Genomic DNA, 25,827 nt, shown 5'->3' with positions numbered 1-25,827 from the left:
CCGGCTTAGCTCCTCACGGCTTCGGGTTGCCAGCTCACCGCGCGCAAGGTCGGCAGCGGGTAGACCAGCCGGCCGCCCCAATCCGCGACATAGGACAGTTGACTGGTCAGCTCGGTTTCAAGATTCCACGGCAATACCAATACGACGTCCGGGCGGTCCTCGGTGATCGCCGCGGGCTCCCGGATGGGAATGCGGGTGCCCGGAGTGAACCGGCCGTGCTTGTAGGGATTGCGATCGACGGCGTACTCCACGAGGTCGCTGCGGATGCCGCAATAGTTGAGCAGGGTGTTGCCCTTGCCGGGCGCGCCGTAAGCGACCACTCGCTGGTTGTTCGCCTTGCACTCGAGCAGGAATCCCAACAGTTCATCGCGCAGCGCCTCGGTGCGCCTCCGCAGGCTGAGGTATCCGCTGACTTCGTGTAGCCCCGCGAGCTCCTCCATTCGCAGGATCTCGAGGAGCCGCGAACTAGGTTGCGCCCCAAGTTCTTCGGGTCGCGCCCACAACCGGATGGACCCGCCGTGGGTGGGGATCAATTCGGCGTCGACGACGCTCAGTCCGGCGACCGCCAGCGCTCTGGTCGCCGAAAGAACGGTGTAGTACTGGAAATGCTCGTGGTAAATGGTGTCGAATTGACCGAGGGTGACCAAATTCAGCGCGTGGTGGACCTCGATGCTCAGCCAGCCGTCGTCGGCAAGCAGGGTCCGCAGCGCCTGGCCGAAGCCGACGATGTCAGGAACGTGCGCGTACACATTGTTGGCAATCACCAGGTCGGCGGCCCCGCGCTCGGCGACCACTGCCTGCGCCACGGCCTGGTCGAGGAAATCTGTCCTGGTCGGCACACCGCGCTCGCGGGCCGCTGCCCCGACGTTGCGGGACGGCTCGATCCCTAGACAGTCGATCCCCGCGGTCACCATGTGCTGGAGCAGGTAGCCGTCGTTGCTGGCCACCTCGACGACAAACGATTCCGATCCGAGGCCTAGCCGCTGGACGGCGTCGTCCACGAATTCCTTGGCGTGTTGGACCCAACTGTCCGAGTAGGAGGAGTAATACGCGTACTCGGTGAAGGTGTCCTCGGGAGTGATCAACGCCGGGATCTGCAGGAGCAGGCACTTCTCGCAAAGCCGCAGGTGCAACGGATAAGTGGGCTCGTGGGCATCGAGTTCGTCACTACGGAGGAACCGTTCACAAGGTGGCGTCGCACCGAGGTCGAGGACACTGACCAGCCGGTATGAACCACACAAACGACAACGCACGCAGCCTCGATTCTCTCCACTCGTCGCACCCGCTCCCCACGGCGAGAACGCATCAAGTTGCCGAGCGCACTTCGGATTTCGCAGCGACGAGAGTTCACATCGCGGCGAAGCAATCGTGATCTGTTCGCTCCGATGTACCCTAGCTACTTTTGCCTGCAAACGACAACAGCTACAGGGCTTCACAGCCTAGTGTGATCAAAATTACAATGACAGGGTTGGGATTTTAGCTGAAGCGCTGGCTTCGCGCGCGTAGTCCGCACTACTTAGCATTTCAAGGCAAGTTATGGATGAGGGTTTGTAATTTGCCAAAGTTGCAACATGACGTGAGTTTTGCCCCTCGCGCAACCAGGCACCGTTGGTTGTTGTGTCCCACGGATGGGATTTCAGCATCATGACAGGGAGTTAGCGGGAGATCCCCACGAATCCGGCGGTGGCGCGCGCCGTAGTGCTCACCGTCACCGTGCAGCCCGTCGTTGCGACGTCCTCTCGACGGCCACTCGACGCCCACTCGACGGCCACTCAACGAAGGCGTGAGCCCGGCCGATACCATCGACACCCATGACGAGCGTTACCGAACCGGCCGCCGGCCACTCGATCGACATCCACACCACCGCAGGCAAGCTGGCCGATCTGCGTCAGCGCGCTGAGGAATCGCTGCATCCGGTTGGTGAGACTGCCGTGGAGAAGGTCCACGCGAAGGGCAAGCTCACCGCTCGCGAACGCATCCTGGCGCTGCTGGACGAGGGCTCTTTCGTCGAGCTCGACGCGCTGGCCCGCCACCGCAGCACCAACTTCGGGCTGGAGAAGAACCGTCCGGTCGGCGACGGCGTGGTGACCGGCTACGGCACCATCGACGGCCGGGAAGTCTGCATCTTCAGCCAGGACGCCACGGTCTTCGGCGGCAGCCTCGGCGAGGTCTACGGCGAGAAAATCGTCAAGGTACAGGAATTGGCGATCAAGACCGGTCGCCCGCTGATCGGCATCAACGACGGCGCCGGCGCCCGCATCCAAGAGGGTGTGGTCTCGCTCGGCCTCTACAGCCGAATCTTCCACAACAACATCAAGGCCTCCGGCGTCATCCCGCAGATCTCGCTGATCATGGGCGCCGCCGCCGGCGGTCACGTCTACTCCCCCGCACTGACCGACTTCGTCATCATGGTCGACCAGACCAGCCAGATGTTCATCACCGGACCCGACGTCATCAAGACCGTCACGGGTGAAGACGTGACCATGGAGGATCTGGGCGGCGCCCACACCCACATGGCCAAGTCGGGCACGGTGCACTACGTCGCCTCCGGTGAGCAGGACGCCCTGGATTACGTCCGCGACCTGCTGAGCTACCTGCCGCCGAACAACTACGCCGAGCCGCCGCGTTACCCGGCGCCGCCGCACGCGGGCGCCATCGAGGACAATCTCACCGACGAAGACCTCGAACTGGATACGCTGATTCCGGACTCGCCAAACCAGCCGTACGACATGCACGAGGTGATCACCCGGATCCTCGACGAGGACGAGTTCCTCGAGGTGCAGGCGGGTTACGCGCAGAACATCATCGTCGGCTTCGGCCGGATCGACGGCCGCCCTGTCGGTATCGTCGCCAACCAGCCGACCCAGTTCGCCGGCTGCCTGGACATCAACGCGTCCGAGAAGGCGGCCCGGTTCGTGCGCACCTGCGACTGCTTCAACATCCCGATCGTGATGCTGGTCGACGTGCCGGGCTTCCTGCCCGGCACCGAGCAGGAGTACAACGGCATCATTAGGCGCGGCGCCAAGCTGCTCTACGCCTACGGCGAGGCCACCGTCGCCAAGGTTACGGTCATCACCCGCAAGGCCTACGGCGGCGCGTATTGCGTCATGGGTTCCAAGGACATGGGTTGCGACGTCAACATTGCCTGGCCGACGGCCCAGATCGCGGTCATGGGCGCCTCGGGCGCGGTCGGATTCGTGTACCGCAAGGACCTCCACGACGCGGCCAGCGAGGGCAAGGACGTTGATGCCTTGCGCCTCGAATTGCAGCAGACCTACGAAGACACATTGGTGAACCCGTACATCGCCGCCGAGCGCGGCTACGTCGACGCGGTGATCCCGCCGTCGCACACCCGTGGCTACATCTCCACCGCGCTGCGACTCTTGGAGCGCAAGATCGCTCAGGTGCCGCCGAAGAAGCACGGGAACATTCCGCTGTGATGAAAGGCTTCCGCCTGTGAGCAAGCACGAGGACATCACAGAGCTCAGCGATCCGCGGGACATCACGCTGGACAACCCGGAGCCGCTGGCGCCCGAAATCCGTATCGAGAAGGGCAATCCGAGCGACGAGGACATCGCCGCTCTGGTCACCGTCCTGGCCGCCGCGAGCGGTGGCACGCCCGTGCCGGGCCCGCAGGAGCTCAACCTGTGGGGCCATCCGGTCGACAAGCTGCGCTACGGAATCTCCAGCTGGCAGCGGGTCACGCTGCTGGAACGGCTGCACTTGCGCAGATGACGCGGGTCGTTCTGGGCTCCGCCTCGCCGGCTCGGCTGCGGGTATTGCGCAGCGCCGGTATCGACCCGTCGGTCGTTGTGTCGGGTGTCGACGAAGACGCGATCGTTGCTCACCTCGGTCCCGAAGCCGAACCCGGCCACGTGGTCAGCGCCTTGGCCCAAGCCAAGGCCGATGCGGTGCACAAGGTCCTGGATGGCGACGTCGCCGCGGATTGCGTTGTCATCGGCTGTGATTCGATGCTCTACATCGACGGTCGCCTGTCCGGCAAACCTGGAACTCCCGAACAGGCTGCGCGACAATGGGATTCGATGGCCGGACGGGACGGACTGCTCTACACCGGGCACTGCGTCATCCGCGGACTGCACGGCGCAGCCGTGCACACCGCAACGCAGGCGGAGGTGACCCGGGTGCGGTTCGGCACCCCCACCCCCACAGACTTGGCCGCCTACCTGGCCAGCGGCGAGCCGCTTCAGGTCGCCGGTGCGTTCACCCTCGACGGGCTGGGCGGCTGGTTCGTCGAGGGAATCGACGGCGACCCGTCCAATGTGATCGGCCTCGGACTGTCGGTGACGCATCGACTGTTCTCGGACGTCGGGCTGTCGATCGCCGATCTCTGGGCGGCTAATCCGGTCCGCTGATCAGCGGTAGGCTCGTCGTCGTGCCGCTTCCCGCAGATCCCAGCCCCGTCCTCAAGGACTACGCCCACCCCGAGCGCCTGGTGACCGCCGACTGGCTGTCGGCACACCTGGGCACCCCCGGACTGGCCATCGTGGAGTCCGACGAAGACGTGTTGCTCTACGACATCGGCCACATCCCCGGCGCGGTCAAGGTCGACTGGCACACCGACCTCAACGATCCGCACGTGCGTGACTACATCAGCGGTGAGCAGTTCGCCGCGCTGATGAACCGCAAGGGCATCTCCCGCGACGACACTGTCGTCATCTACGGCGACAAGAGCAATTGGTGGGCCGCCTACGCGTTGTGGGTGTTCACGCTCTTCGGCCATCAGGATGTGCGACTGCTCAACGGCGGGCGGGATTTGTGGATCTCCGACGGCCGCGACACCGCACTCGACGTGCCGACCAAGACCGGTACGGGGTACCCGGTCGTCGAGCGAAACGATACGGCAATCCGGGCCTACAAGGACGATGTGCTTGCCTCCCTTGGCCATTCGACGTTGATCGATGTGCGCTCACCCCAGGAGTACACGGGCGAACGCACCCATATGCCGGACTACCCGGAAGAGGGTGCGTTGCGCGGCGGCCACATCCCGTCCGCGGTGTCGGTGCCGTGGGCCAAGGCCGCCGATGACAGCGGACGGTTTCGTAACCGGGCCGAATTGGAAGAGGTCTACTCGTTCGTGAAGCCCGGCGACGACATCATCGCCTACTGCCGTATCGGTGAGCGGTCCAGCCACACCTGGTTCGTCCTGACCTATCTGCTGGGCATCCCCGGCGTGCGCAATTACGACGGTTCGTGGACGGAGTGGGGCAACACCGTACGGGTGCCGATCGTCGCCGGCGCCGAACCCGGATCAGCGCCCGGGTCGTCATGACCATGCCCGCGCCGCTGGCCGAGGTCGTTTCCGACTTCGGCGACGTGCAGGGCCAGGACAAGCTCAAGCTCCTACTGGAGTTCGCCGACGAGCTGCCGCCGCTGCCCGCCGGCCTTGAACAGGCGGCCATGGAGCCGGTGCCGGAATGCCAGTCGCCACTCTTCCTGCATGTCGACGCCTCGGACACCGATCACGTCCGGCTGTTCTTCAGCGCGCCGGCCGAAGCGCCGACCACCCGTGGTTTCGCCTCGATCCTGGCTGCCGGGCTCGACCGTCAGTCGAAAGCCGACATCTTGGCCGTGCCGGACGATTTCTACTCCGAGTTGGGTTTGGCGGCACTGATCAGCCCGCTGCGACTGCGCGGCATGTCGGCGATGCTGGCGCGGATCAAACGCCGTCTGCGGGCCGCGGTTTAGCAACACCAGTGCAGCCTGGCGGGCGCCGCCGTGGAGGTCATTCATCCGCGCTGCGCGGGCCTGGTTACGTCAAAGTCCGTGTCCCATCAACGGCGCAGGCCGACACCCAATGCCGCGATCGCTTAACCCTTGACCAGGCGTCCTGACCGTGCCACTCGCCCCCGAACTCAACTCATGTGGATCTTCGCGTCAGGTAATCTGCCCAAGTGCCTCGCCACGGTAGCGCCCGTCGGCGCGGCATCCGAAAACTATGACAGAGGGCACACGGGGTCCGGTCCGCCGACTTGCCACCGGTCTGGACCGATTGATGGCAGGGACCCGCTACGTTGGCTGCCTGGAAAATGTCATCGTTCCGCAGCGCGACTATGTAACCCAGGCGTTGACGACGATCACCCGTTTCGGGCCGCACACCCGCCTCGGGCTGACACCTAGTCCCACAGCCCGGCTGTGGGACTGGGAGCCGCAGCAGGTGCCGACGATCCGTGATCTGCCCGCCGATGTCGCAGACAACGGGACCGCAGCAGTCCTCGAATACATCCGGCGCCTTCCCGTCCCGCGGAGTCCGGTCGATGTCTACCTTTCGGATCGCCACATCGCGTTCGACATCGATCACGGACTTAGCGACGCTCGTCTCTACATCGACTGCATCACAGCACTTTTCGATATCGAGCATGGTACGAGCTCAGCGTGGCTGAGGGAGCGGGATACCCAGTTCCCACTTGGCCACGCACTGACGCACACATTCGGGGGATGCCCGCGACGACTGCGCCAAGCCTGGCACGAAGTCAAGCAGCGTCCATCGGCAACCGCGCGCCCGTCCTCCAGCATGCCGGCCGGGACCTCGAACGCGTCATGTGCCGTGGAAGTCGTCCATGTGGACGACGCCGTCGAGTGGGAGGTAGAACGCTGGCGGGCGGCACACGCACCCGATGCCAGCAGGACCGTCATCTGGCTCTCCATCACCCGCGCGGCGCTTGCCCACGCCGGCCTGCCCTTGAGCGACACCGTCCGCCTCGTCGTGGACTGCCGTCGCTTTCTGCGCCCTGGTGACCGCGTCAACGCGAATTTCATCTCCGGACTCAACGTCCTGGCTCCCGTCGAGCGGCCGGCAAACGCCATCGGCGCCGCCGTCAAAGCGGACCTCGAGGCGGCATTGCCGCTACTTGCGTTGACCGCGACGTCGGCGCGCTATTTGGCCTTCCCGGCACGGACGAGCCGCGACCGTATCTGGCAGCCGGACATGCCCGTGCAGGTCGTCTACTCGGACGTCGGCAGGTTGACTCCCTTTGAGAGCTTGCCGTGGATACCGGGCCAGCCACGGTCGATCAACGCGTCGTTGGAGCCGGGGGCACCGTGGGACATATCGGTGTTCAGCGGCACGATCGGACACGAACGCAGCGTCACGCTCTCCTACCACGACACCGTGCACGACCGTCACATCCTGCAGGAAGCGGCCGAGGCGATCCGCACAGACCCGATCCGATTACTCCGCTGAAGATTGAACTTACTCATTAGTAGGGGTACCAGCTGATTCGTGTCTAAGCAGCGCCGCTTACACTGCCGTGCGAACCTGTTTTTAAAGAACGTTCTTAGAGTCACTCGGAGGAGGAGGCGCGTTGCCCACTCACACGCCCAGTCAGACCATCTCAAAGGTCCTCGTCGCCAATCGCGGTGAAATCGCGGTCCGCGTGATCCGGGCGGCCCGAGATGCGGGACTGGCCAGCGTGGCGGTCTACGCCGAGCCGGACGCGGATGCACCGCACGTTCGGCTGGCCGATGAGGCGTTCGCGCTGGGCGGCCAAACGTCCGCCGAGTCCTACCTGGACTTCGCCAAGATCCTCGACGCCGCGGCCAAGTCGGGCGCCAACGCCATCCATCCCGGCTACGGCTTCCTGTCGGAAAACGGCGACTTCGCCCAGGCTGTCCTCGACGCCGGATTGATCTGGATCGGCCCCAGCCCGCAGTCCATCCGCGACCTCGGCGACAAGGTCACCGCCCGCCACATCGCGGCCCGCGCGCAGGCGCCGCTGGTGCCGGGCACCCCCGACCCGGTCAAGGACGCGGACGAGGTGGTGGCCTTCGCCAAGGAGTACGGCGTGCCGGTCGCGATCAAGGCCGCGTTCGGCGGCGGCGGCCGCGGTATGAAGGTGGCCCGCACCATCGAGGAAATCCCCGAGCTGTTCGACTCGGCGACCCGTGAGGCAGTCTCCGCATTCGGCCGTGGCGAGTGCTTCGTCGAGCGCTACCTGGACAAGCCACGTCACGTCGAGGCGCAGGTGATCGCCGATCAGCACGGCAACGTGGTGGTCGCAGGCACTCGTGACTGCTCACTGCAGCGTCGCTTCCAGAAGCTCGTGGAAGAGGCGCCGGCGCCGTTCCTCACCGAGGCGCAGCGCAAGGAGATCCACGAATCGGCCAAACGGATATGCAAGGAGGCCGGCTACTACGGTGCGGGCACTGTCGAGTACCTGGTCGGCCAGGACGGCCTGATCTCGTTCCTCGAGGTGAACACCCGCCTCCAGGTGGAGCACCCGGTGACCGAGGAGACCTCGGGCATCGATCTGGTCCGCGAGCAGTTCCGCATCGCAAACGGCGAAAAGCTGGAGATCACTGAGGATCCCACGCCGCGCGGCCACGCGATCGAGTTCCGCATCAACGGCGAGGACGCCGGCCGCGGCTTCCTGCCGGCACCCGGCCCGGTGACCAAGTTCGAGCCGCCGACGGGCCCCGGCGTGCGCCTGGACTCCGGCGTGGAGAGCGGTTCGGTGATCGGCGGGCAGTTCGACTCCATGCTGGCCAAGCTGATCATCACCGGCGCCACGCGCGCCGAGGCACTGCAGCGCGCCGCCCGGGCTCTGGACGAGTTCACCGTCGAAGGCCTGGCCACTGTGATCCCGTTCCACCGCGCGGTCGTCAGCGACCCGGCCTTCATCGGCGACGATGACGGCTTCACGGTGCACACCCGCTGGATCGAGACGGAGTGGAACAACACCATCGAGCCGTTCACCGGCGGTGGCCCAGTGGACGAAGAAGAGGCTCAGCCGCGGCAGAAGGTGGTCGTCGAGGTGGGCGGCCGTCGTGTCGAGGTGTCGCTGCCCGGCGACTTGGCGCTGGGCAACGGAGCCGGCCCGGCCGAGTCGGGTGCGATCCGGAAGAAGCCGAAGCCTCGCAAGCGCGGCGCCCACGCCGGTGCCGCCGCATCGGGTGACGCGGTGACCGCGCCGATGCAGGGCACCGTGGTGAAGGTCGCCGTCGAAGAAGGCCAGACCGTGGCCACCGGCGATCTCGTCGTGGTGCTCGAGGCCATGAAGATGGAGAACCCGGTGACCGCCCACAAGGACGGTGTCATCACCGGGCTGGCCGTTGAGGCCGGTGCAGCGATCACCCAGGGCACCGTCCTGGCCGAGATCAAGTAAAGCGAGCCGTCCCCAACACAGCGCCGCGGCCGGTGACCAGGCTGTCGTCGTCCACCCGGGCGCCGAAATAGGTCGCGTCCGGATCGACGACAACGGAGAGATTCTCGCCGCGCCGAGCCAGCACGACGCGTGCCAGTTCGGCGAACGTGATCTTGTCGGGTCCACCGATCTCGACAACACCGACCGGTGACCCGACAGCCGCGCGGGCCACGTGGGCGGCGACCTCCGCGGCCGCGATCGGCTGGATACGTGCGTCGGGTACCCGCACCACGTCGCCCTCGGTGAGGGTGGCAACAATCCCGTCGGCGAACTCGTCGAACTGAGTGGCCCGCACGATCGTGTAGGGCAGGCCGGAAGCCTCGATCAGCGTCTCCTGCGCCACCTTGGCGCGCATGTAGCCGCTGTCGGGTAGCCGGGTCACCCCGACGATCGACAGGGCGACGTAGTGGGCCACACCGGCGGCAGCTGCTGCGCCGACGAGAGTGCGGGTGGCGGTACTGAAGAAGTGCAGCACCGGGTCATCCTCGTAGGACGGCGAATTCAGCACATCGACAAGCACGTGGGCGTCGCGCAGCGCGTCGGCGACACCTTCTCCGGTAAGCACGTCGACTCCCGATGTGCGCGACGCGGCCACCACCTGGTGCCCCTCTGCTGTCAGCAGGTCGGCGACCTGCCGCCCGATCTGCCCGCTGGCTCCAAAGACCGCGATCTTCCCCATGTCGCTACGCTCCTGCCCGCCGCGCTACTTTCATGACATCCAGCATGATGGATCCCGTGAGTGAAGACGAGGACGTGCGGATCGGCACCGCCGAACGCGAAGAGGCCATGGCATCACTCAGCCGGCAGTTCTCCGAGGGCCGGCTGAACCCAGACGAGTTCTCCGAACGCAGCGGTGCCATCGCGGCAGCAGTGACCCGCGCCGACCTCGAACCGATCTTCGCCGACCTGCCGGCCAAACCCGGCCAGATCCCGCCGAGAAGCATCGAACACACCCGTGATTGGCGCGCGATCGTGATGGCGCTCGTCCCACTGGTGGCGTTGGGATTCACCATCCTGGTCCCACACGGCTGGCTGGCCTGGCTGGCCCTGCCGATTCTCGGCATCCTGCTCTACCGCGGCCGTTGACATGGATCCTGTCGAAATCAACGCCGGCACTTGGTATCTGCGTGCATTACGGGCCGACGAGCGGATCGACGACCGCCCTGCGTTGGCCGACCTCGGCGAGACCGACCCGGATTACGTAACCCGGCGCATCGCACAGTGGACCACCGAAACCGGCTACTCGTGGGCAGTCTGCGAGCCGACGACCGGCGAACTGCTCGCCGAGGTCACCGTCGACCCACACAACGCCACGCTGTCGACACGGGCCAGGCCCGGCCATGAGGAGACCGCGGCGGTGGCCGCCGACGCGGTGCGCCGCTTCGCCGCCGGTGCTCTCAATCTGTCGGTGTAGGCGTATCGATGTCCAGGCCGGTGGCCAGGTCCGCGCAATCGACCACCACCACGTCGGGGCGGCCGGCCAGAAATCGGCGGGCACCCTCGTCGCCGTGCAGTGTGTCCAGCAGCGCCGGCCAATGCCGGCGGGCGACGACGACCGGATGGCCGGGCCGTCCGTCGTAGGTGGCTCTGGCGATGCCGGACTGCGACGAGCGGGCTGCCTCGAGCATCCGGCCGACAACGTCGGCCCCCACGTCGGGGGTGTCGACGGTGAGCACGACGGCGTAGTCGGCGTCCGGCACCGCCGCCAAACCCGCCCGCAACGACGCACCCATTCCCTGGTGCCAGTCGTCGGCGGTTACCGCGCGTGCCGGCACCGGCACGTCGACCACCGCCGCACCGAGTACGACGACCACGTCCCCGCACCCGCCGCCGGACAGGGCAGTCACCGCCGAACGAAGCCATAACCCATGGGCTGCAAGCACTTTCGGCATCCCATAGCGAGTGCCCGCCCCGGCCGCCAGCACAACACCCGCGACCCGGCCGTACGTCGACATGTAAACAGTGTGAACCGGGGCGATGTGAGGTTGATGAGAACCTCCGCTGCCGCCGTCTACCGGCCTCTTCGCAGCGTAGTGTTCGAAATAGGTTGAGTTCACAGCCGCCCGGAACTACGTCAAAAACGTGCGGGGCGCGCTAGCTCCCGCGCTTTACGGCCCCCCACTTGGCGTGATCCACAGTACAAAACTCGTGCACTGATGGAGCCACTATGTCTGTCATCCGTACAGATCAGCCCGAGCGTCCGGCTGTGCTGCATTCTCGTGATTGCCACACCGCGCGCTTCACTACTCACTGGCCCGACGAGACCGTCGGGATCATCACCGTCGAGGGTGAACTTGACGCGTCCAACGCCGCCACCTTCGCCGACCACGTCGACGGGTACGCCACCGCCGGCAAGCACCTGGTCCTGGACCTCAGCCCGCTGCAGTTCTTCGGGACCGCCGGGTTCTCGGCACTGCACACCATCAACGTGCGATGCGCCAACTCGTCGGCCCGCTGGGTGATGGTGACAGGCGATGCCGTTCTGCGAGTGCTGCGGGTGTGCGACCCCGACCACACGCTGCCGGTCGCCGATTCGGTCCCCGAGGCCATCACGCAGATGGACGGCGAACCCCGCCGGTCACTCCAGCTGGTCGCGGAGCCGCGCTAGCGACTTGGCGAGCAGGCGCGAGACGTGCATCTGTGAGATGCCGACGCGCTCGGCGATCTGGGTCTGGGTGAGCGACTCGAAAAACCGCAACAGCAGTACGGTGCGTTCACGCTCGGGCAGCTGCTCGAGCAACGGGCGCAGCGCTTCCCGGTTCTCGATCTGATCCAGACTGAGGTCGACGTCACCCAGAGTGTCGAGGATCGCAGGTGCATCCTCGTCGCTGCCGCTGCCCCCGCTGTCGATCGACAGCGTGTTGTACGAGCTGCCGGCGACCAGGCCTTCGATGACCTCTTCGCGCTCCATGCCGAGTTCCTCGGCGAGTTCGGAGGCGGTCGGCGCGCGCCCCAGCCGTTGCGACAGCTCCGATGTCGCCGCACCCAGGCGCAGGTGCAGCTCCTTGAGCCGGCGCGGTACTTTGACCGACCAGCTGTTATCGCGGAAATGGCGACGAACCTCGCCCATGATCGTGGGCACCGCGAAGGACACGAAATCCGAACCGGTCTCGACGTCGTAGCGGATAACAGCGTTGACCAGACCCACCCGCGCCACCTGGACCAGGTCGTCTCGCGGCTCGCCGCGACCGTCGAAACGGCGGGCGATGTGGTCCGCCAGCGGAAGGCACCGCTCCACGATGCTGTCCCGGTGCCGCTGGAACTCCGGGGAATCAGGGTCGAGTTTGGCCAACTCCCGGAACCTGTCCGGAACGTCGGCATACTCCGAGTTCGTCCTTGGCGACGAACTGCTCGAGGCTCGGGAAGTCACCGCCCGGAGCCCGCCCGCCTCGTGGTCAGAGTGATGCCGAAAACCTGCCCGTCGCTACTGGGCTCGTGACCGTTGTGGAACGTCTGCACATCGTCGGTCAGCGAGCTCAGCACGTGCCAGCTAAAGCTGCCAGGGGTGACTACGTCGTAGGTGTCGCACGTTGTCGACGCCTCCACGACGACCACGTCGTCGTGCGCGTCGACGACCACCACCAGCGTCGCGTCAGGCGACGCTGAGCGGATGAGCCTGGTGCAGGCTTCATCGACGGCCAGCCGCAAGTCCGCGACGGCGTCGAAATCCAGGTCTTCGAACGTGCCGACCGCGCCGACCACGGTGCGCAGCACAGCAAGGTTTTCCAACCTGGCAGCAACCCTCAACTCGACAGCGCCCTCACGTCGTTGTGCTGCGCTGCCACGGCTTTCGGCATCGTTCATCTGGCCTCCTGGCAATGTCGACCCGACATTACTCCAGGTGCTAGCCACGGCCGTGTGCTGACCGGGAAAGCCGGGTGCCCAACGCGCGCGAGGCGCGCAGCACTGCCCAGAAAGTCGACGTCATGGTCGCACCGTCATACCCACCCGACGGCAGGGGTCAAACCTGTCGGCCGCAAATTCTTGTTACGCGCAGTGTGAGCCTGCTGACATCGGGGCTGCGCCGTCACGCCGAACTGCGCGGGGCCTCCTCCGACATCCAGCCTTCTCTCACCCGTGGCGATCATCACCGGGCGCCGCTTACATCGTGCGGCCAGCCTCATATCCGACTCGCCCACCCGTGGTCTCGACGCGATACTCGCGTCACAACTCCACCAAGCATTCGGTGGCGCCGCGATCTGGTTGCCTTGCCCCAGGCCGTCTTTCGCCGATCCCGCGACCTCAAGGCTTGCGCCACCGTAAATTTCGGCGCGCGGCCCCATGATTGCGTTGGCGTGGCGGGGTAGATTGGCCAAGGTGACCGAGCCTGACTCATTTCCCGACGACGTGCCCGTGCCCGATGCCGTCGAGCAACATCGCCTGGTGACCGAATCGGCCGACGCGGACCGCATCGATTCCGATGAAGCAATTTTGATCAGCGACGGCGTCATGCCATTGGAAGCCAACGAATCAGATTGGCAGGAGCAACACCAGGTCGTCGATGATTCAGATCAGGACGACTTTCGCTAGCCAGCAATGTTTGGCCCGATGCGCCCGATGGGTACAAGCCCCTCCGAGGAAACGGAACCTCAGCAAAGGGGGTAGGAGATGTCGAGCGCCGCTGCGGCGAGAACCGATGTCGATGACATTCGGTTCTTTCGACCCAGTCGGTCCTGCGCCTACGAAGGCTGGACCGTCGCTGAGCTCAAGAAGCGGGCGAAACAGCTTGGGATTTCGGGGTATTCCGGGTTGAGCAAGGAAAAACTGATCTCACTGATCCGGAGTTATTGACGGAAGGGAATTTTCGTGTCCGACAAGAACAACAGTGGACCGGAAGAAGCCATCAAGGGCGTCGTCGAGGACGTCAAGGGCAAGGCCAAAGAAGTTGTGGGCACCGTCACCGGCCGTGACGACCTGATCAACGAGGGTAAAGCCCAGCAGGACAAGGCCGAAGCTCAGCGGGAAGCCGCCAAGAAGGAGGCCGAGGCCGAAGCCGCACGCGCCGGCGCGAAGGCCGCGGAGGCTCGCCAGAAGGCTTTCCAGTAGGACTCCCGTAACGATAAAGGCCCAGCGGTTTCGCTGGGCCTTTGTCGTTGCGTGGGTTCAGCTCGCGGGAATAAGCGTGACCGCAGTCAGAACCAGCAGCAGCGCTCCGGCACCGTGCCACGCAATACGGGAGGCGCGCTGGCCGCGCCAGAACGCCCAAGCCGCGGTGATGAGGAAGATGACCGGGGCACCGAGCCCCAGCAGGGTGTGCTGAACGGGTCCGCATGCGGCAGTGTCGAGCCCGGTTCCGCCGGTGCACGTCGACATCCACAGGGCGCCGACCACCAGGAACCCGATACCAACCCCCGCGGCCCACAACGTGAAACGGATGACCGCCCACACACCGTCGTGGGCGTACCCCAACCGGACAGATCTCGTCGGCGCCTGCGCGTGCTGCACCTTTGCTGGTTGCCCCGGGAGGACGGCGGTAAACCTGCGATCAGCCGCCGGACAGGTCCCACACGCTTGCCGACATCTTGTCGGTCATCGTCGTGACGGTCATCTGACCGCCGTCGTCACCCTGACACGCCATGGCCTGCACGATGGCGTTGTTTCGCAGCCGGGCCTCCGCGTAGCAGGTCCAGTCGAACGGGATGCCGATCTGCTGCTTGCTCCAGCGCACGGTGTCGGCGTTGATCTCCGGCACAGTGAACTTCCACGCGGCGTCCCCGCCGGTGCTCAGCGCCCGCTGACCGTCGCAGGCCTTGGCGTTCTTGGTGCCGGCAGCGAACTGCGCTGCCGCCGAGGCAGCATCGGGGTAGATCGCGACGGCCTCGGCCACTACGTGGTCGTGTTTGTCGCCATCGGTGAACAGCATGACGTGGAAGCCCGCCGACTTGTCGCCGACGAACGCCGCCATGCCGGCGGCATCCAGCGCCGAACATGCAGGTACCGCTGAGGATCCTGGGATGGGCCGGGATTGGTCGGCATCCGTCTGAAGTTTGACGCCGACGATGTCGTGCAGAGGCGCCGGGCCGATCAGCACCTGGTCGGTGTCGTCGGCGCGCAACGGCTTGATGCCCTGCGCGGAGTTGGACACGGCGCTGCCGCCGACGGTGTGCGCGCATCCCGCGAGCACCACCGCCGCCGCTCCGAGGACCGCAGGCAGCCGCATGCCCCGAATGCTAGACCGCTGCGCGTAATACCTCTCTCAGGGCGGCCAGCGCGCAGTCGATCTCGCTGCGATTCACAGTCAGCGCCGGGCGGAATCTCACACTGTCCGGACCACTTCCCAGCATGATCACGCCGCGTTCCCACAGCGCGCTCAGTACGGCATCGCGGAGTTCCGTGCTGGGCAGGCTGGCGGCGCACATCAATCCCCGGCCCCGCACGTCGCCGACCACCTGGGGCAGCTGCCGGGCCAGGTCGCGGAGCCCGGTGAGCAGGTAAGCACCGGTCTCAGCGGCCCGGTCGAACAGCCCGTCTGCCTCGATGACCTCGAGGACCCGCCGCGAGCGCACCATGTCGACGAGGTTGCCACCCCAGGTCGAGTTGATCCGGGAGCTGACAGTGAAGACGTTGTCCGCGACGTCGTCGACCCGCCGACCGGCCATCACGCCGCAGACCTGTGTCTTCTTGCCGAACGCGACGATGTCCGGGGTGAAGCCGAGCTGCTGGTAAGCCCACGCAGTGCCGGTGATGCCGCAGCCGGTCTGCACCTCGTCGGCAATCATCAGTGCGTCGTACTGGTCGCATAGCGCTCGCATGGCGGCGAAGAACTGCGGGCGGAAATGTCGGTCGCCGCCCTCGCCCTGAATTGGTTCGGCGATGAAGCAGGCGATGTCGTGCGGGTGGGCCTCGAACGCCGCGCGGGCCTGCCGCAGGGCCTCCGCTTCCCGCGCATCCATATCGGCTCCAGGCCGCACGTAGGGAGCATCGATGCGTGGCCAATCGAACGTTGGGAAACGGGCCACTTTGACGGGATCGGTGTTGGTCAACGACAACGTGTAACCGCTGCGGCCGTGGAAGGCGCCCCGCAGGTGCAGGACCCGGGTGCCGAGCGCCGGGTCGATCCCCCGAGCCTCGTTGTGCCGGCTCTTCCAGTCGAAAGCTACCTTCATGGCGTTCTCCACCGCCAGCGCACCGCCGTCGATGAAGAACAGATGCGGCAGCTTGGGATCGCCGAGCACGCGGGTGAACGTGTCGACGAAGCGGGCCATCGGCACGGTGTAGACGTCGGAGTTGGACGGCTTGTTGATCGCGGCCTGGGCCAGTTCGGCGCGGAAAGCCAGGTCATCGGCCAAGGCGGGGTGATTCATGCCCAGTGCTGAGGACGCGAAGAACGTGAACATATCGAGGTATCGCGTGCCGTCCCGCGCGTCGACGAGGCACGAGCCGGACGAGCGCTCGAGGTCGAGAACCAGGTCGAACCCGTCAGCCAGGATGCTGCGGGTCAGGACTTCCCGGACGTTCCCGGGTTCGACGGTCCTTGCCGGGCCGGTGACCGACGACACATCCCGCGACAAGAGTTCCGTCATTGGGCAATCCTAGCGCAATATTTATGCATGTTGCGCGTCAAACAGGAATTATTACGGTAGATGGACTCGATCACTGTAAAATGTGTTTAGGATGATGGTGCTTCGAGTGCGCACGTTCGCGGCGGTACGGATCTGTTGCAGCAAGCCCTCCAATGCACGCGGCGACTCGACGCGCACGAACAGGATGTAGCTCTCCTCACCGGCCACCGAAAAGCACGCCTCGATTTCGGCGATGTGTTCCAGCCGGGCGGGGGCATCATCGGGTTGAGAAGGATCGAGAGGGGTGATCGCCACGAACGCCGACAGCATGTGCCCGAACGCCTCGGGGTCCACCCGGGCGCTGTACCCCGCCACTACTCCGCGGGACTCCAACCGACGCACCCGTGACTGCACCGCCGACACCGACAGGCCGGTCACGGCGGCCAGCTCCGCCAGCGTGGCCCTGCCGTCCGCGACGAGTTCGCGCACCAGCGTGCGGTCGATCTCGTCGAGACCCTCTGCGCTGTCCGTCATCGCCGCAGACTATCCCAGGGAAGCGGCGGGCAGGAGCGCAGCGACCCGGGAATCGGCCGGTGCGTTGTGAGCACACCCCACGTCGAAACTTGGGAGCTGCGAGCACGCTTCGCGGCGGCGCTGTCAACGATGTACGGCACGGAGGTTCCCGCTTACACCACGCTGGTCGAGGTCAGCGAGGCCGTCAACCGTGACTTTGTGGCCAACCATCCACACGCGCAACGACTCGGATCGATCGAGCGCGTCACCGCGGAGCGCCACGGCGCGATCCGCGTGGGCACCCCATCCGAATTGAGCGATGTCGCAGATCTTTTCGCGGCGTTCGGGATGCACCCGGTGGGCTTCTACGACCTCCGTGAGGCTGCCTCACCTGTTCCGGTGGTATCCACGGCGTTTCGACCGGTGGACGCGACAGAACTGGCGCGCAACCCGTTCCGGGTGTTCACCTCGATGCTGGCCACCCGTGACGGTCGGTTCTTCGACACCGACCTGCGCGCCCGAGTCGACGAATTCCTCAGCAAGCGTGTGCTATTCGATCCCCAATTGATCGCTGATGCCCGCCGCATCACGGCCGACGGCGGCTGCGACGGCGACGCCGCGCAGAGCTTCGTGGCCCGTGCGGTGTCCGCGTTCGCCCTCTCCCGAGAGCCAGTCGACCAGGCCTGGTACGCCGAACTTACGGCGGTGTCCGCCGTCGCCGCCGACATCGCCGGGGTGACCACCACCCACATCAACCACCTGACCCCCCGGGTGCTCGACATCGACGACCTGTACCGGCGAATGAGCCGGCGCGGGATCACGATGATCGACGCGATCCAGGGTCCACCGCGCTGGGTTGGCCCAGATGTCCTGTTGCGTCAGACCTCCTTTCGCGCGCTCGCCGAGCCGCGCCGCTTCCGCGAAGCGAACGGCACCATCACCGACGGCACTCTGCGGGTGCGCTTCGGCGAGGTGGAGGCACGCGGGGTCGCCCTCACCCGCAAGGGCCGCGAACGTTACGACGCGGCGATGGCAAGCAGCGACCCGGCGGCAGTGTGGGGCGAATACTTCCCCACGTCGGATGATGAGATGGCGTCGACGGGGCTGGCCTACTACCACCGCGGCGACCCTAAAGCGCCGGTGGTGTACGAAGACTTCCTGCCGGCGTCAGCGGCGGGGATCTTCCGCTCCAATCTCGACGCAGACACCGAAGCCGCCACGGGCACTGACGAATCCGGCTATCACATCGAGTGGATGGCCGGCGTGATCGGACGCCCCGTCCACGATCCCTACGACCTGTACGACGCGACCGCCCGGGAGGCCAACGCATGAACACCACCACAGCCACCTCGCTGCCCACCGCCGCAGACCTGCGCACCGAGGTGCGTGCCGCATTCGATGCCATTGGCGCCCGTGCCGTCCTCGCCGAACCGGGCGGACACGGTCTGCAGGCGAGCACACCGGTGACCGGCGACATCCTGTTCACCGTCGCCGAGACCACAGCCGAGCAGACCCGAGATGCGATCGCAGAAGCGGCGCAATCGTTTACGACATGGCGCATCACTCCCGCCCCCGTGCGCGGCCAGCTGGTCGCACGACTGGGCGAACTGCTGCGCGAGCACAAGGTGCACTTGGCCACCCTGGTGACCGTCGAGGCGGGCAAGATCACCTCCGAAGCACTCGGCGAAGTGCAGGAGATGATCGACATCTGCGAATTCGCCGTCGGGCTCTCGCGCCAGTTGTACGGGCGCACTATCGCTTCTGAACGACCCGGGCACCGGCTGATGGAGACCTGGCATCCGCTCGGGGTTGTCGGGGTGGTCACCGCGTTCAACTTTCCGGTGGCGGTGTGGGCGTGGAACACCGCGGTGGCGCTGGTGTGCGGGGACACCGTGGTGTGGAAACCCTCGGAGCTCACACCGTTGACGGCGATCGCCTGCCAGGCGCTCATCGAGCGTGCGGCCAGTGACGTCGGCGCGCCGGCTCAGGTCAGCCGGCTGGTGCTCGGCGGACGTGACGTCGGCGAGGCCCTGGTCGACGATCCCCGGGTGGCATTGGTGTCGGCGACCGGCTCGGTCCGGATGGGCCGGCAGGTCGGCCCGCGGGTGGCCGAGCGGTTCGGCCGGGTATTGCTGGAATTGGGCGGCAACAATGCGGCCGTCGTAACCCCTTCTGCCGACCTTGATTTGGCCGTGCGGGCCATCGTCTTCTCCGCGGCGGGCACAGCAGGCCAGCGGTGTACCACACTGCGCCGGCTGATCGTGCACTCATCAGTGGCCGACAGCCTGGCCGAACGGATCGCTGCCGCCTACCGCACGCTGCCGATCGGTGATCCGGCGGCTGATGGCACCCTCGTCGGTCCGCTCATTCACGAGACCGCCTACCGCGATATGGTCGGCGCCCTCGAGCAGGCCCGTGCCGACGGCGGCGAGGTCATCGGCGGGCGGCGCCGGCACGTGGACGAGGCAACCGAGGCGTTCTACGTCGAACCCGCCGTCGTACGGATGCCCGCGCAGACCGACATCGTCCATCACGAGACGTTCGCGCCGATCCTCTACATGCTGACCTACGACACTCTCGACGAGGCCATCGCACTGAACAATGCTGTGCCGCAGGGTCTCTCGTCGGCCATCTTCACCACCGACGTCCGGGAGGCCGAGCGTTTCCTGGCCGCCGACGGCTCGGACTGCGGGATCGCCAACGTCAACATCGGCACCTCGGGCGCGGAGATCGGCGGGGCGTTCGGCGGCGAGAAGCAGACCGGCGGCGGCCGCGAGTCCGGCTCGGACTCCTGGAAAGCGTACATGCGCCGGGCCACCAACACGGTCAACTACTCCTCGGAGCTGCCGCTGGCCCAGGGCGTGCATTTCGGTTAGCCCCGCCGGACATTGGTTTGGGCGCGACACCGCCGAGCTGTTGTACATGTGTCAGTATGGCGGAATGCCGGACACACCCGCACGCCGTCGCCTGTCACCCGATGACCGGCGCAGCGAGCTGCTCGCCCTGGGCGCCGAGGTGTTCGGGCAGCGGCCCTATGACGAGGTCCGCATCGACGAGATCGCCGAACGCGCCGGGGTCTCGCGTGCGCTCATGTACCACTACTTCCCCGACAAGCGCGCCTTCTTCGCCGCCGTCGTCCGGGCCGAGAGCGAGCGCCTCTTCGACGCCACCAACACGCCTGCGGCTGACGGGCAGACCCTGTTCGATCGGCTGCGCAGCGGTGTGCTGGCCTACATCCGCTACGACGAGCAACATCCGCACGGCGCATGGGCGGCCTACATCGGGATGGGCCGCACCGACCCGGTGCTGCGCGGCATCGACGACGTCGACAACGAACGTCAGATGCAACGGATCATGGCCGCCATCACCGACGTCGTGCACGGTGATCTCGACTCCAAGGTCGAGCGCGACCTGCGGGTGATTGTCTACGCCTGGCTGGCGTTCACCTTCGAACTATGCCGCCAGCGCGTTCTCGACCCATCGATCGACGCCAACCATCTGGCCGATTCCGGCGCTCACGCCCTGCTCGACGCCATCAAGAGAGTGCCGAGCATCCCGGCCGCGCTCATCGAGGCTCTCGACGCATGAGCGCGAACACCAGGATCAAGGCCGGCGACCTCACCCAAGAGCACGTCGGACAGTTCGTGAGCTGCCACGACCCGGAGTCCGGCTACGTCTATGCGGCCAGGATCGCCCGGATCATGCGCCGCGAGGAGGGGAACTCGCCGGGCGTCTCGATCTGGCTGGAGCACCCGTCGTTGCCTTCGGGCCGGCGAGCGCGCGGCGGACTCGCCCATGTCCGCTTCGACCAGGAATTCGAACTGGTCGATACGATCTGAGCCGTCAGCGCAACGTCGCGAAAAACGCTGTGACGTCCTTGACGAACAACTCGGGTTGCTCGAACGCACCGAAGTGGCCACCGCTGGGCATGTCCGTCCAGTGGGTGACGTTGTAGCCGTTCTCGCACCAGCTGCGCGGGGGCCGCATGATCTCTTTCGGGAACCGCGCGATCCCGGTGGGCACCTCGACCTTGCCCGCAGCACCGAAAGACCGGAAGCTCTCCCAGTACAGACGCGCCGAGGACGTCGCGGAGTTGGTGACCCAGTAGATCATCACGTTGTCGAGCATTTCGTCGCGGGTGAGCGCGTTTTCGGGATGCCCGTCGCAATCGGTCCACCCCCAGAACTTCTCGATGATCCAAGCCAGCTGGCCGACTGGCGAGTCGGCCAGTCCGTAGCCGAGCGTCTGCGGGCGGGTCGACTGCTGCTTGGAATAACCGGAATCCCACTTCGCGTAGTACTCCCCCGCGGCCAGCGCGTCCTTCTCTTCTTGCGTGGGGTTGTCCAGACCGCCGGCCGGGAAAGCCATCGGCATGTTGGTGTGGATACCGATGCACTTCCCGCCGTTGCGGCCGATCTGCGTGGTCACCGCCGCACCCCAGTCGCCGCCCTGGGCGCCGTATCGCTGATAACCCAACCTCGCCATCAGGGTGTCCCACGCCTGCGCGATCTTCTCGATCCCCCAGCCGGTCGAACACGGCTTGCCAGAAAACCCGTAGCCCGGCAGCGATGGGCACACCACATGGAAGTCGGCGGTCAGCGGTTCGATCACCTTAGTGAATTCGACGATCGAGCCGGGCCAGCCGTGCGTGATGATCAGGGGCAGCGCATCCGGATTCGAGGAGCGCTGGTGAATGAAATGGATGTCCAGGCCGTCGATTTCGGTGACGAACTGGTCGAACCGGTTGAGCGCGGCTTCGCGCTGCCGCCAGTCGTATTCATCGGCCCAATAGGCGGCTAATTCGCGGACGTAGTCCAGCGGAATGCCCTGCGTCCAGTCGTCCACGCATTCGCGATCAGGCCACCGGGTGCGCGCGAGGCGGTCCCGCAGATCCGTAAGGACCTCGTCGGGTACCTCGATCCGGAACGGGCGGACTTCGGTCACCAGAAGCCGAAGGCCGGGAATCCGTAGAACGGCTCCTCACCGGGATACTGCTGCGGCGTCGAGTTCAGTTGGACATTGCCCGGTGTCGAACACATCGTCGTCTGCCCCCCGACGACCGAACTGCCGTCATAGGTTTCACAGTTGGGCAGCGGCGCCGAATTCGCCTGATTCGGCTGATTGGGCTGGCCCGGCTGATCGTCGGCCGCGGCAATCGGTGCGGACAGCACCGCGGCTGCGATGCCGATCCCGGCCGCAGTCAATAGCAGCAACTGGCGTATCCGTGGCATGAGATGTCCTTCGGTTCGGTTGGCGCAATCGTACCCAGTCCACTGGCTAGACTGCGGCAAACCAGAAGTCAGGACTTAGGAGTCGCATGAAGTCTGCAAGTCGTTCTCTCGGTCACACCGTCGCGGTGGTCCTGGCTACCGGCGGCGTGTTTCTCGGCACCGCGGGAATCGCGGGCGCCGACCCCATTCCAGGTTGCACGGCAGGCGACGTAACCGCGGTGATGACGGGTGTGTCGGCGTCGATGACGGCGTATCTGTTCACCCATCCCGACGTCAACGACTTCATGTCGAGCCTGCAGGGGCTCTCAAAGTCCGACGCGAAGAAGAGGACCCAGGACTATCTGGCCGCCAACCCGCAGGTGCGCGACGAGCTCAGCGCCATCCGCCAGCCGGGCGTCGACCTGCGCAACCGGTGCAACATTCCGCTGAAAGCCGAGATTGCCAGCGTTATTTAACATTTAACTCCGCACGTCAACCTAAAGCGCCACTTGCCGCTTCGCGCGGGTCTAGTGTCTGCGCTCATGCGGCTGGTAGTCGATCTCAACAAGTGCCAGGGCTATGCCCAATGCGTACCGCTGGCGCCGGACGTGCTCAAACTCCTGGGCGAAGAGGCGCTGGCCTACGACCCCAACCCTGATGATGCACAACGCCAGCGAGTGCTGCGCGCGGCAGCGTCCTGCCCGGTGCAGGCCATCATCCTGGAAGTGGATCCGCCCGCGGATCGGGACACCAAGTGAATTCCGAGGTGCCCGGCACCTATTCCTTGGACGAGGTCGTCAAGAAGTTTCGCGCCGAGGGCAGGATCGCGATCGTGGGGGCCTCGCTGGCCGGTTTGCGGGCAGCGGAGGCGTTGCGGGAGAGGGGATTCAACGGGTCGCTGACCATTATCGGCGATGAACCGCATGAACCCTACGACCGTCCGCCGCTGTCCAAACAGGTGCTCAAGGGCTGGGTGCCGGCGAGCCACACAAAGCTGCCACGCCTGCGCCCGGTGGATGCCGACTGGAAGCTCGGAGTGGCCGCCGTCAGTCTGGACCGCATCAACCACGTGGTGAAGCTGGCCAACGGGGAAGACGTCGGATACGACCGGCTGCTGATCGCCACCGGGACGCGGGCAAGGCCCTGGCCGAACCCCGCGGAGGGCGCGCTTCAGGGTGTGTTCACCGTGCGCACCGTGGAGGACGCCGAGAGCCTGGCGGCCGCTCTGAAGACTCGGCCCAGCCGTGTACTGATCGTCGGCTCAGGGTTCGTTGGATCCGAAATCGCTTCGGTGTGCCGTGATCTCGATCTGCCTGTGACTGTGGCCGAACGCGGCAGGGGCCCGTTGATGGGCGCGCTGGGCGGGGTGATCAGCGAGATCGCGGCCGACATGATGCGCGACGCCGGGGTTGACCTTCGCACCGGAGTGGCAGTGGTGGGTCTCATGGGCGACGAGGCCGGACACGTGCGTCAAGCCCGTTTGTCCGACGGCACCGCCCTCGAGGTCGACGTAGTGGTGGCCTCGCTCGGCTCCATCCGCAATGTGGAGTGGCTCGAGGGTGCCGGGCTTGCCGCCGGACAGTGGGGTGTCGGTTGCGACGCCGGCTGCCGGGCGTTCGACATCAACGGCGTCGTCACCGACCACATCTTCGTCGCCGGCGACGTCGCCCGTGCCCCACACGTTCTCTACGACTACGAATTCATGTGCCAAGAGCATTGGGACAACGCGGTTTACGGCGCACAAGTGGCCGCGAATAACATGATCAACCTCGAAGTCGGCCGGGTTCCGCACCTACCGCTGCCGTCATTCTGGTCCGGGCAGTTCGGCGTCAATATCAAGAGCGTCGGGGTGTGCTCCTACGGTGACGAGATCGTCTTCACCCAGGGTTCGCCGTCCGAACGCCGTTTCGCGGCCGCGTACGGCAGGCGCGGCCGCATCGTCGGAGCGGTGACCTTCAACCACGGCAAGTGGCTGCCCTACTACGCCTCGCTGATCGAAAAGTCCGCACCGTTCCCGCCCCCACCACCGGGCTACGACCGACCGGCGGATGCTGAGGTGATGCCGGCGCGTTTCCCCGATCCGCGCGAGCCCGCCGGCAATCCCGATGTCGTCCTGACCGGACACGACCCGACCTCGCGCGGCGCTGAATTCCGCCCTCGCGCTTAAGGAGTGAGCATGGATGCCGCAACCGCCTGGGCCGAGGCGATGAAGTTCGAGAATCGGCCGAATCCCTACCCGTACTTCGAGGAGCTGCGCAAGACACCCGTGGCCAAGGTCTCGGATAAGACGTACGTCGTGACCGGCTACCCGGAAGCTGTTGCGCTGTCGCATGATCCGCGGATCAGCTCCGACATCAGCCGCAGCCCGTCAGGCCTGTTCGGAGAGAAGCAGACCCATCTGGAATCCACCGAGGCCGCCCAGGCCCGGGACTCGAGCATGCTGGTCTCCGACCCACCCGACCACGACAAGATGCGCCGGCAGTTCATGCGCCACTTCGGTCCGCCCCACTCCCCCGGGCTGATACCGAGCATGGAAGGGATGGTCACCGACCTGGCCAACGACCTGCTGGACAAGGTCCGAGCCCGCGGCGGCAATCGAATGGATGTCGTCGACGACTTCTCCTACCCGATCCCGGTGTCGGTGATCTTCCGGGTTCTCGGGGCGCCGATCGCCGACGAACCGATGTTCCACAGCTGGGTGACGGACTTCATGCAAGGTGCCGACGTCGGGCCGCAGGCCGACACCGACGAAGGGCGAGCCGCAACGGCCAAGGCCGCCACGAGCATGGCGGAATTGGGTTCCTACGTCCACGATCTCGTCGAGCGCTTGAGCCGCGAGCCAGGACCCGGGCTGTTGTCTGCGGCATTGCACGACGACGGGCCCGACGGGCCGGTGTCGAAGCCGGTGGCCGAGTCCAACGCCTTGCTGCTTATGGTTGCCGGCCACGACTCGACGGTCAACACGATCAGCAACTGCGTGATGACAATGCTGCGCAACAAGGGCGCATGGGATCTGGTCAGGAACAGTCCGGAACTGATTCCGCGCACCATCGAGGAGGTGCAGCGACTGCAGTCGGCGGTGCAGTTCTTCCCCAGCCGCTGGGCCACCGCCGATATCGAAATCGCCGGAACCAGGATCCCGACCGGGTCGGCGGTGTTCCTGGTCTGGGCGGCGGCCAACCGTGATCCACGGCGGTTTGCGAATCCTGACCGGTTCGACCCCACCCGGCAGGACAACGAGCACCTCGGCTTCGGCAGCGGTATCCACACCTGCTTCGGCGGCCCGCTCGCCCGGCTGGAGATCAACATCGCCCTGGAGGTCTTCCTTCGCCGGGTGCGTTCGCCACGGCTGGTCGTCGACCCGCCGCCATACCGGCACAACCAGGTGTTCCGCGGGCCCAGACATCTGTGGGTGGATTTCGCCTCGATCGCCGATTGAGT

31 protein-coding genes are annotated in these 25,827 nt (G+C 65.9%); 20 read left to right on the top strand and 11 right to left on the bottom strand.

All coding sequences use genetic code 11. The features are described from left to right. Positions 1-5: 5 nt before the first annotated feature. Entirely contained in the window at positions 6-1,253 is a 1,248-nt protein-coding gene (locus tag CG716_RS10815; RefSeq protein WP_094479283.1) for a class I SAM-dependent methyltransferase, read from the bottom strand. A gap of 558 nt (positions 1,254-1,811) precedes the next feature. Between CG716_RS10815 and CG716_RS10810 the strand changes: the two genes are divergently transcribed. From CG716_RS10810 to CG716_RS10780, 7 genes are all read left to right on the top strand, one after another. Next, complete coding sequence (locus tag CG716_RS10810; RefSeq protein ID WP_094479281.1) at positions 1,812-3,440, top strand: acyl-CoA carboxylase subunit beta; 1,629 nt, start codon at positions 1,812-1,814, stop codon at positions 3,438-3,440. A 16-nt stretch (positions 3,441-3,456) separates the two neighbouring features. After that, on the top strand, positions 3,457-3,735 hold the full coding sequence (locus tag CG716_RS10805; RefSeq protein ID WP_094479279.1) for an acyl-CoA carboxylase epsilon subunit: 279 nt from the start codon (positions 3,457-3,459) through the stop codon (positions 3,733-3,735). Next, complete coding sequence (locus CG716_RS10800; RefSeq protein ID WP_094479277.1) at positions 3,732-4,373, top strand: Maf family protein; 642 nt, start codon at positions 3,732-3,734, stop codon at positions 4,371-4,373. The genes CG716_RS10805 and CG716_RS10800 overlap by 4 nt, the downstream gene beginning before the upstream one ends. 20 nt (positions 4,374-4,393) lie before the next feature. Beyond that, on the top strand, positions 4,394-5,290 hold the full coding sequence (locus CG716_RS10795; protein WP_094479275.1) for a sulfurtransferase: 897 nt from the start codon (positions 4,394-4,396) through the stop codon (positions 5,288-5,290). Beyond that, the gene (locus CG716_RS10790) at positions 5,287-5,706 is read left to right on the top strand and encodes a SufE family protein (protein WP_094479273.1); all 420 of its coding nucleotides are present in this window, start codon (positions 5,287-5,289) and stop codon (positions 5,704-5,706) included. Before CG716_RS10795 ends, CG716_RS10790 begins: the two co-directional genes overlap by 4 nt. A 250-nt stretch (positions 5,707-5,956) precedes the next feature. After that, positions 5,957-7,201: a hypothetical protein gene (locus tag CG716_RS10785; RefSeq protein ID WP_094479271.1), complete on the top strand. Its 1,245-nt coding sequence runs from the start codon at positions 5,957-5,959 to the stop codon at positions 7,199-7,201. Positions 7,202-7,322: 121 nt separating this feature from the next. Beyond that, positions 7,323-9,122, top strand: a complete 1,800-nt coding sequence (locus tag CG716_RS10780; RefSeq protein WP_094479269.1) for an acetyl/propionyl/methylcrotonyl-CoA carboxylase subunit alpha — start codon at positions 7,323-7,325, stop codon at positions 9,120-9,122. Here CG716_RS10780 and CG716_RS10775 read toward each other — a convergent pair. Then, positions 9,115-9,840: an SDR family oxidoreductase gene (locus tag CG716_RS10775; RefSeq protein WP_094479267.1), complete on the bottom strand. Its 726-nt coding sequence runs from the start codon at positions 9,838-9,840 to the stop codon at positions 9,115-9,117. The two genes, CG716_RS10780 and CG716_RS10775, sit on opposite strands and share 8 nt — an antisense overlap. A gap of 56 nt (positions 9,841-9,896) precedes the next feature. On the opposite strand from CG716_RS10775, the gene CG716_RS10770 reads away from it, so the two are divergent. Both CG716_RS10770 and CG716_RS10765 read left to right on the top strand, forming a co-directional pair. Beyond that, positions 9,897-10,247, top strand: a complete 351-nt coding sequence (locus CG716_RS10770; RefSeq protein ID WP_165774096.1) for a DUF1707 SHOCT-like domain-containing protein — start codon at positions 9,897-9,899, stop codon at positions 10,245-10,247. A 1-nt stretch (position 10,248) separates the two neighbouring features. Beyond that, positions 10,249-10,575 (top strand): hypothetical protein, encoded by a 327-nt coding sequence (locus CG716_RS10765; RefSeq protein WP_094479263.1) that lies wholly within the window; start codon positions 10,249-10,251, stop codon positions 10,573-10,575. Here the strand turns inward: CG716_RS10765 and CG716_RS10760 are convergent. After that, complete coding sequence (locus CG716_RS10760; protein WP_094479261.1) at positions 10,559-11,116, bottom strand: nucleotidyltransferase family protein; 558 nt, start codon at positions 11,114-11,116, stop codon at positions 10,559-10,561. The two genes, CG716_RS10765 and CG716_RS10760, sit on opposite strands and share 17 nt — an antisense overlap. Before the next feature lie 212 nt (positions 11,117-11,328). Between CG716_RS10760 and CG716_RS10755 the strand changes: the two genes are divergently transcribed. Beyond that, positions 11,329-11,769 (top strand): STAS domain-containing protein, encoded by a 441-nt coding sequence (locus CG716_RS10755; RefSeq protein WP_094479259.1) that lies wholly within the window; start codon positions 11,329-11,331, stop codon positions 11,767-11,769. Here CG716_RS10755 and CG716_RS10750 read toward each other — a convergent pair. Together CG716_RS10750 and CG716_RS10745 are read right to left on the bottom strand one after the other, a co-directional pair. Continuing rightward, positions 11,740-12,531 carry an RNA polymerase sigma factor SigF gene (locus CG716_RS10750; RefSeq protein WP_094479257.1) on the bottom strand — a complete coding sequence of 264 codons (792 nt, stop codon included), beginning with the start codon at positions 12,529-12,531 and terminating at the stop codon, positions 11,740-11,742. The genes CG716_RS10755 and CG716_RS10750 overlap by 30 nt on opposite strands. Then, entirely contained in the window at positions 12,528-12,965 is a 438-nt protein-coding gene (locus CG716_RS10745; RefSeq protein ID WP_094479255.1) for an ATP-binding protein, read from the bottom strand. Before CG716_RS10745 ends, CG716_RS10750 begins: the two co-directional genes overlap by 4 nt. A 513-nt stretch (positions 12,966-13,478) precedes the next feature. Here CG716_RS10745 and CG716_RS10740 point away from each other — a divergent pair. Continuing rightward, positions 13,479-13,691: a hypothetical protein gene (locus CG716_RS10740; RefSeq protein WP_234817794.1), complete on the top strand. Its 213-nt coding sequence runs from the start codon at positions 13,479-13,481 to the stop codon at positions 13,689-13,691. A gap of 276 nt (positions 13,692-13,967) precedes the next feature. Next, entirely contained in the window at positions 13,968-14,207 is a 240-nt protein-coding gene (gene mbp1, locus CG716_RS10735) for a microaggregate-binding protein 1 (RefSeq protein ID WP_094479251.1), read from the top strand. A gap of 57 nt (positions 14,208-14,264) precedes the next feature. Here the strand turns inward: mbp1 and CG716_RS10730 are convergent, their stop codons facing one another. Genes CG716_RS10730 through CG716_RS10715 form a run of 4 tightly spaced genes read right to left on the bottom strand, consistent with a single transcriptional unit; the run spans position 14,265 to position 17,197 of the window. Next, positions 14,265-14,606, bottom strand: a complete 342-nt coding sequence (locus CG716_RS10730; RefSeq protein ID WP_094479249.1) for a hypothetical protein — start codon at positions 14,604-14,606, stop codon at positions 14,265-14,267. Between the two features lie 40 nt (positions 14,607-14,646). Continuing rightward, the gene (locus CG716_RS10725) at positions 14,647-15,321 is read right to left on the bottom strand and encodes a sensor domain-containing protein (protein WP_094479247.1); all 675 of its coding nucleotides are present in this window, start codon (positions 15,319-15,321) and stop codon (positions 14,647-14,649) included. Positions 15,322-15,331: 10 nt separating this feature from the next. Then, complete coding sequence (gene lat, locus CG716_RS10720) at positions 15,332-16,684, bottom strand: L-lysine 6-transaminase (RefSeq protein ID WP_094479246.1); 1,353 nt, start codon at positions 16,682-16,684, stop codon at positions 15,332-15,334. Positions 16,685-16,735: 51 nt separating this feature from the next. After that, positions 16,736-17,197: an Lrp/AsnC family transcriptional regulator gene (locus tag CG716_RS10715; protein ID WP_094479244.1), complete on the bottom strand. Its 462-nt coding sequence runs from the start codon at positions 17,195-17,197 to the stop codon at positions 16,736-16,738. A gap of 66 nt (positions 17,198-17,263) precedes the next feature. Between CG716_RS10715 and hglS the strand changes: the two genes are divergently transcribed. The 4 genes from hglS (at position 17,264) to CG716_RS10695 (ending at position 21,015) form a co-directional block, all read left to right on the top strand. Then, positions 17,264-18,508, top strand: coding sequence for a 2-oxoadipate dioxygenase/decarboxylase (gene hglS / locus CG716_RS10710; RefSeq protein WP_264005455.1), 1,245 nt, complete (start codon positions 17,264-17,266; stop codon positions 18,506-18,508). Then, positions 18,505-20,052, top strand: coding sequence for an L-piperidine-6-carboxylate dehydrogenase (gene amaB / locus CG716_RS10705; protein WP_094479240.1), 1,548 nt, complete (start codon positions 18,505-18,507; stop codon positions 20,050-20,052). Before hglS ends, amaB begins: the two co-directional genes overlap by 4 nt. Positions 20,053-20,116: 64 nt before the next feature. Then, positions 20,117-20,764: a TetR/AcrR family transcriptional regulator gene (locus CG716_RS10700; RefSeq protein ID WP_094479238.1), complete on the top strand. Its 648-nt coding sequence runs from the start codon at positions 20,117-20,119 to the stop codon at positions 20,762-20,764. Then, positions 20,761-21,015 carry a hypothetical protein gene (locus tag CG716_RS10695; protein ID WP_094479236.1) on the top strand — a complete coding sequence of 85 codons (255 nt, stop codon included), beginning with the start codon at positions 20,761-20,763 and terminating at the stop codon, positions 21,013-21,015. Before CG716_RS10700 ends, CG716_RS10695 begins: the two co-directional genes overlap by 4 nt. 4 nt (positions 21,016-21,019) lie before the next feature. Here CG716_RS10695 and CG716_RS10690 read toward each other — a convergent pair whose 3' ends face one another. Beyond that, complete coding sequence (locus CG716_RS10690; RefSeq protein WP_094479234.1) at positions 21,020-22,120, bottom strand: epoxide hydrolase family protein; 1,101 nt, start codon at positions 22,118-22,120, stop codon at positions 21,020-21,022. Continuing rightward, positions 22,117-22,407 carry a hypothetical protein gene (locus CG716_RS10685; RefSeq protein ID WP_094479232.1) on the bottom strand — a complete coding sequence of 97 codons (291 nt, stop codon included), beginning with the start codon at positions 22,405-22,407 and terminating at the stop codon, positions 22,117-22,119. The genes CG716_RS10690 and CG716_RS10685 overlap by 4 nt, the downstream gene beginning before the upstream one ends. An 86-nt stretch (positions 22,408-22,493) precedes the next feature. Between CG716_RS10685 and CG716_RS10680 the strand changes: the two genes are divergently transcribed. The 4 genes from CG716_RS10680 (at position 22,494) to CG716_RS10665 (ending at position 25,825) form a co-directional block, all read left to right on the top strand. Then, positions 22,494-22,862, top strand: coding sequence for a heme-binding protein (locus tag CG716_RS10680; RefSeq protein WP_094479230.1), 369 nt, complete (start codon positions 22,494-22,496; stop codon positions 22,860-22,862). A 66-nt stretch (positions 22,863-22,928) separates the two neighbouring features. Next, positions 22,929-23,144, top strand: a complete 216-nt coding sequence (locus CG716_RS10675) for a ferredoxin (protein ID WP_094479436.1) — start codon at positions 22,929-22,931, stop codon at positions 23,142-23,144. 8 nt (positions 23,145-23,152) lie between these two features. Next, on the top strand, positions 23,153-24,553 hold the full coding sequence (locus CG716_RS10670; RefSeq protein ID WP_094479438.1) for an NAD(P)/FAD-dependent oxidoreductase: 1,401 nt from the start codon (positions 23,153-23,155) through the stop codon (positions 24,551-24,553). A gap of 9 nt (positions 24,554-24,562) precedes the next feature. Further along, positions 24,563-25,825, top strand: coding sequence for a cytochrome P450 (locus CG716_RS10665; protein WP_207760633.1), 1,263 nt, complete (start codon positions 24,563-24,565; stop codon positions 25,823-25,825). The last annotated feature ends 2 nt before the right edge of the window (positions 25,826-25,827 follow it).

The sequence above is a fragment of the Mycolicibacterium sphagni genome (genome assembly GCF_002250655.1).
GTDB classification, from domain to species: domain Bacteria; phylum Actinomycetota; class Actinomycetes; order Mycobacteriales; family Mycobacteriaceae; genus Mycobacterium; species Mycobacterium sphagni.
The sequence above is the reverse complement of the archived record's forward strand: the minus strand, read 5'-3'. Positions and strand labels throughout refer to the sequence as shown.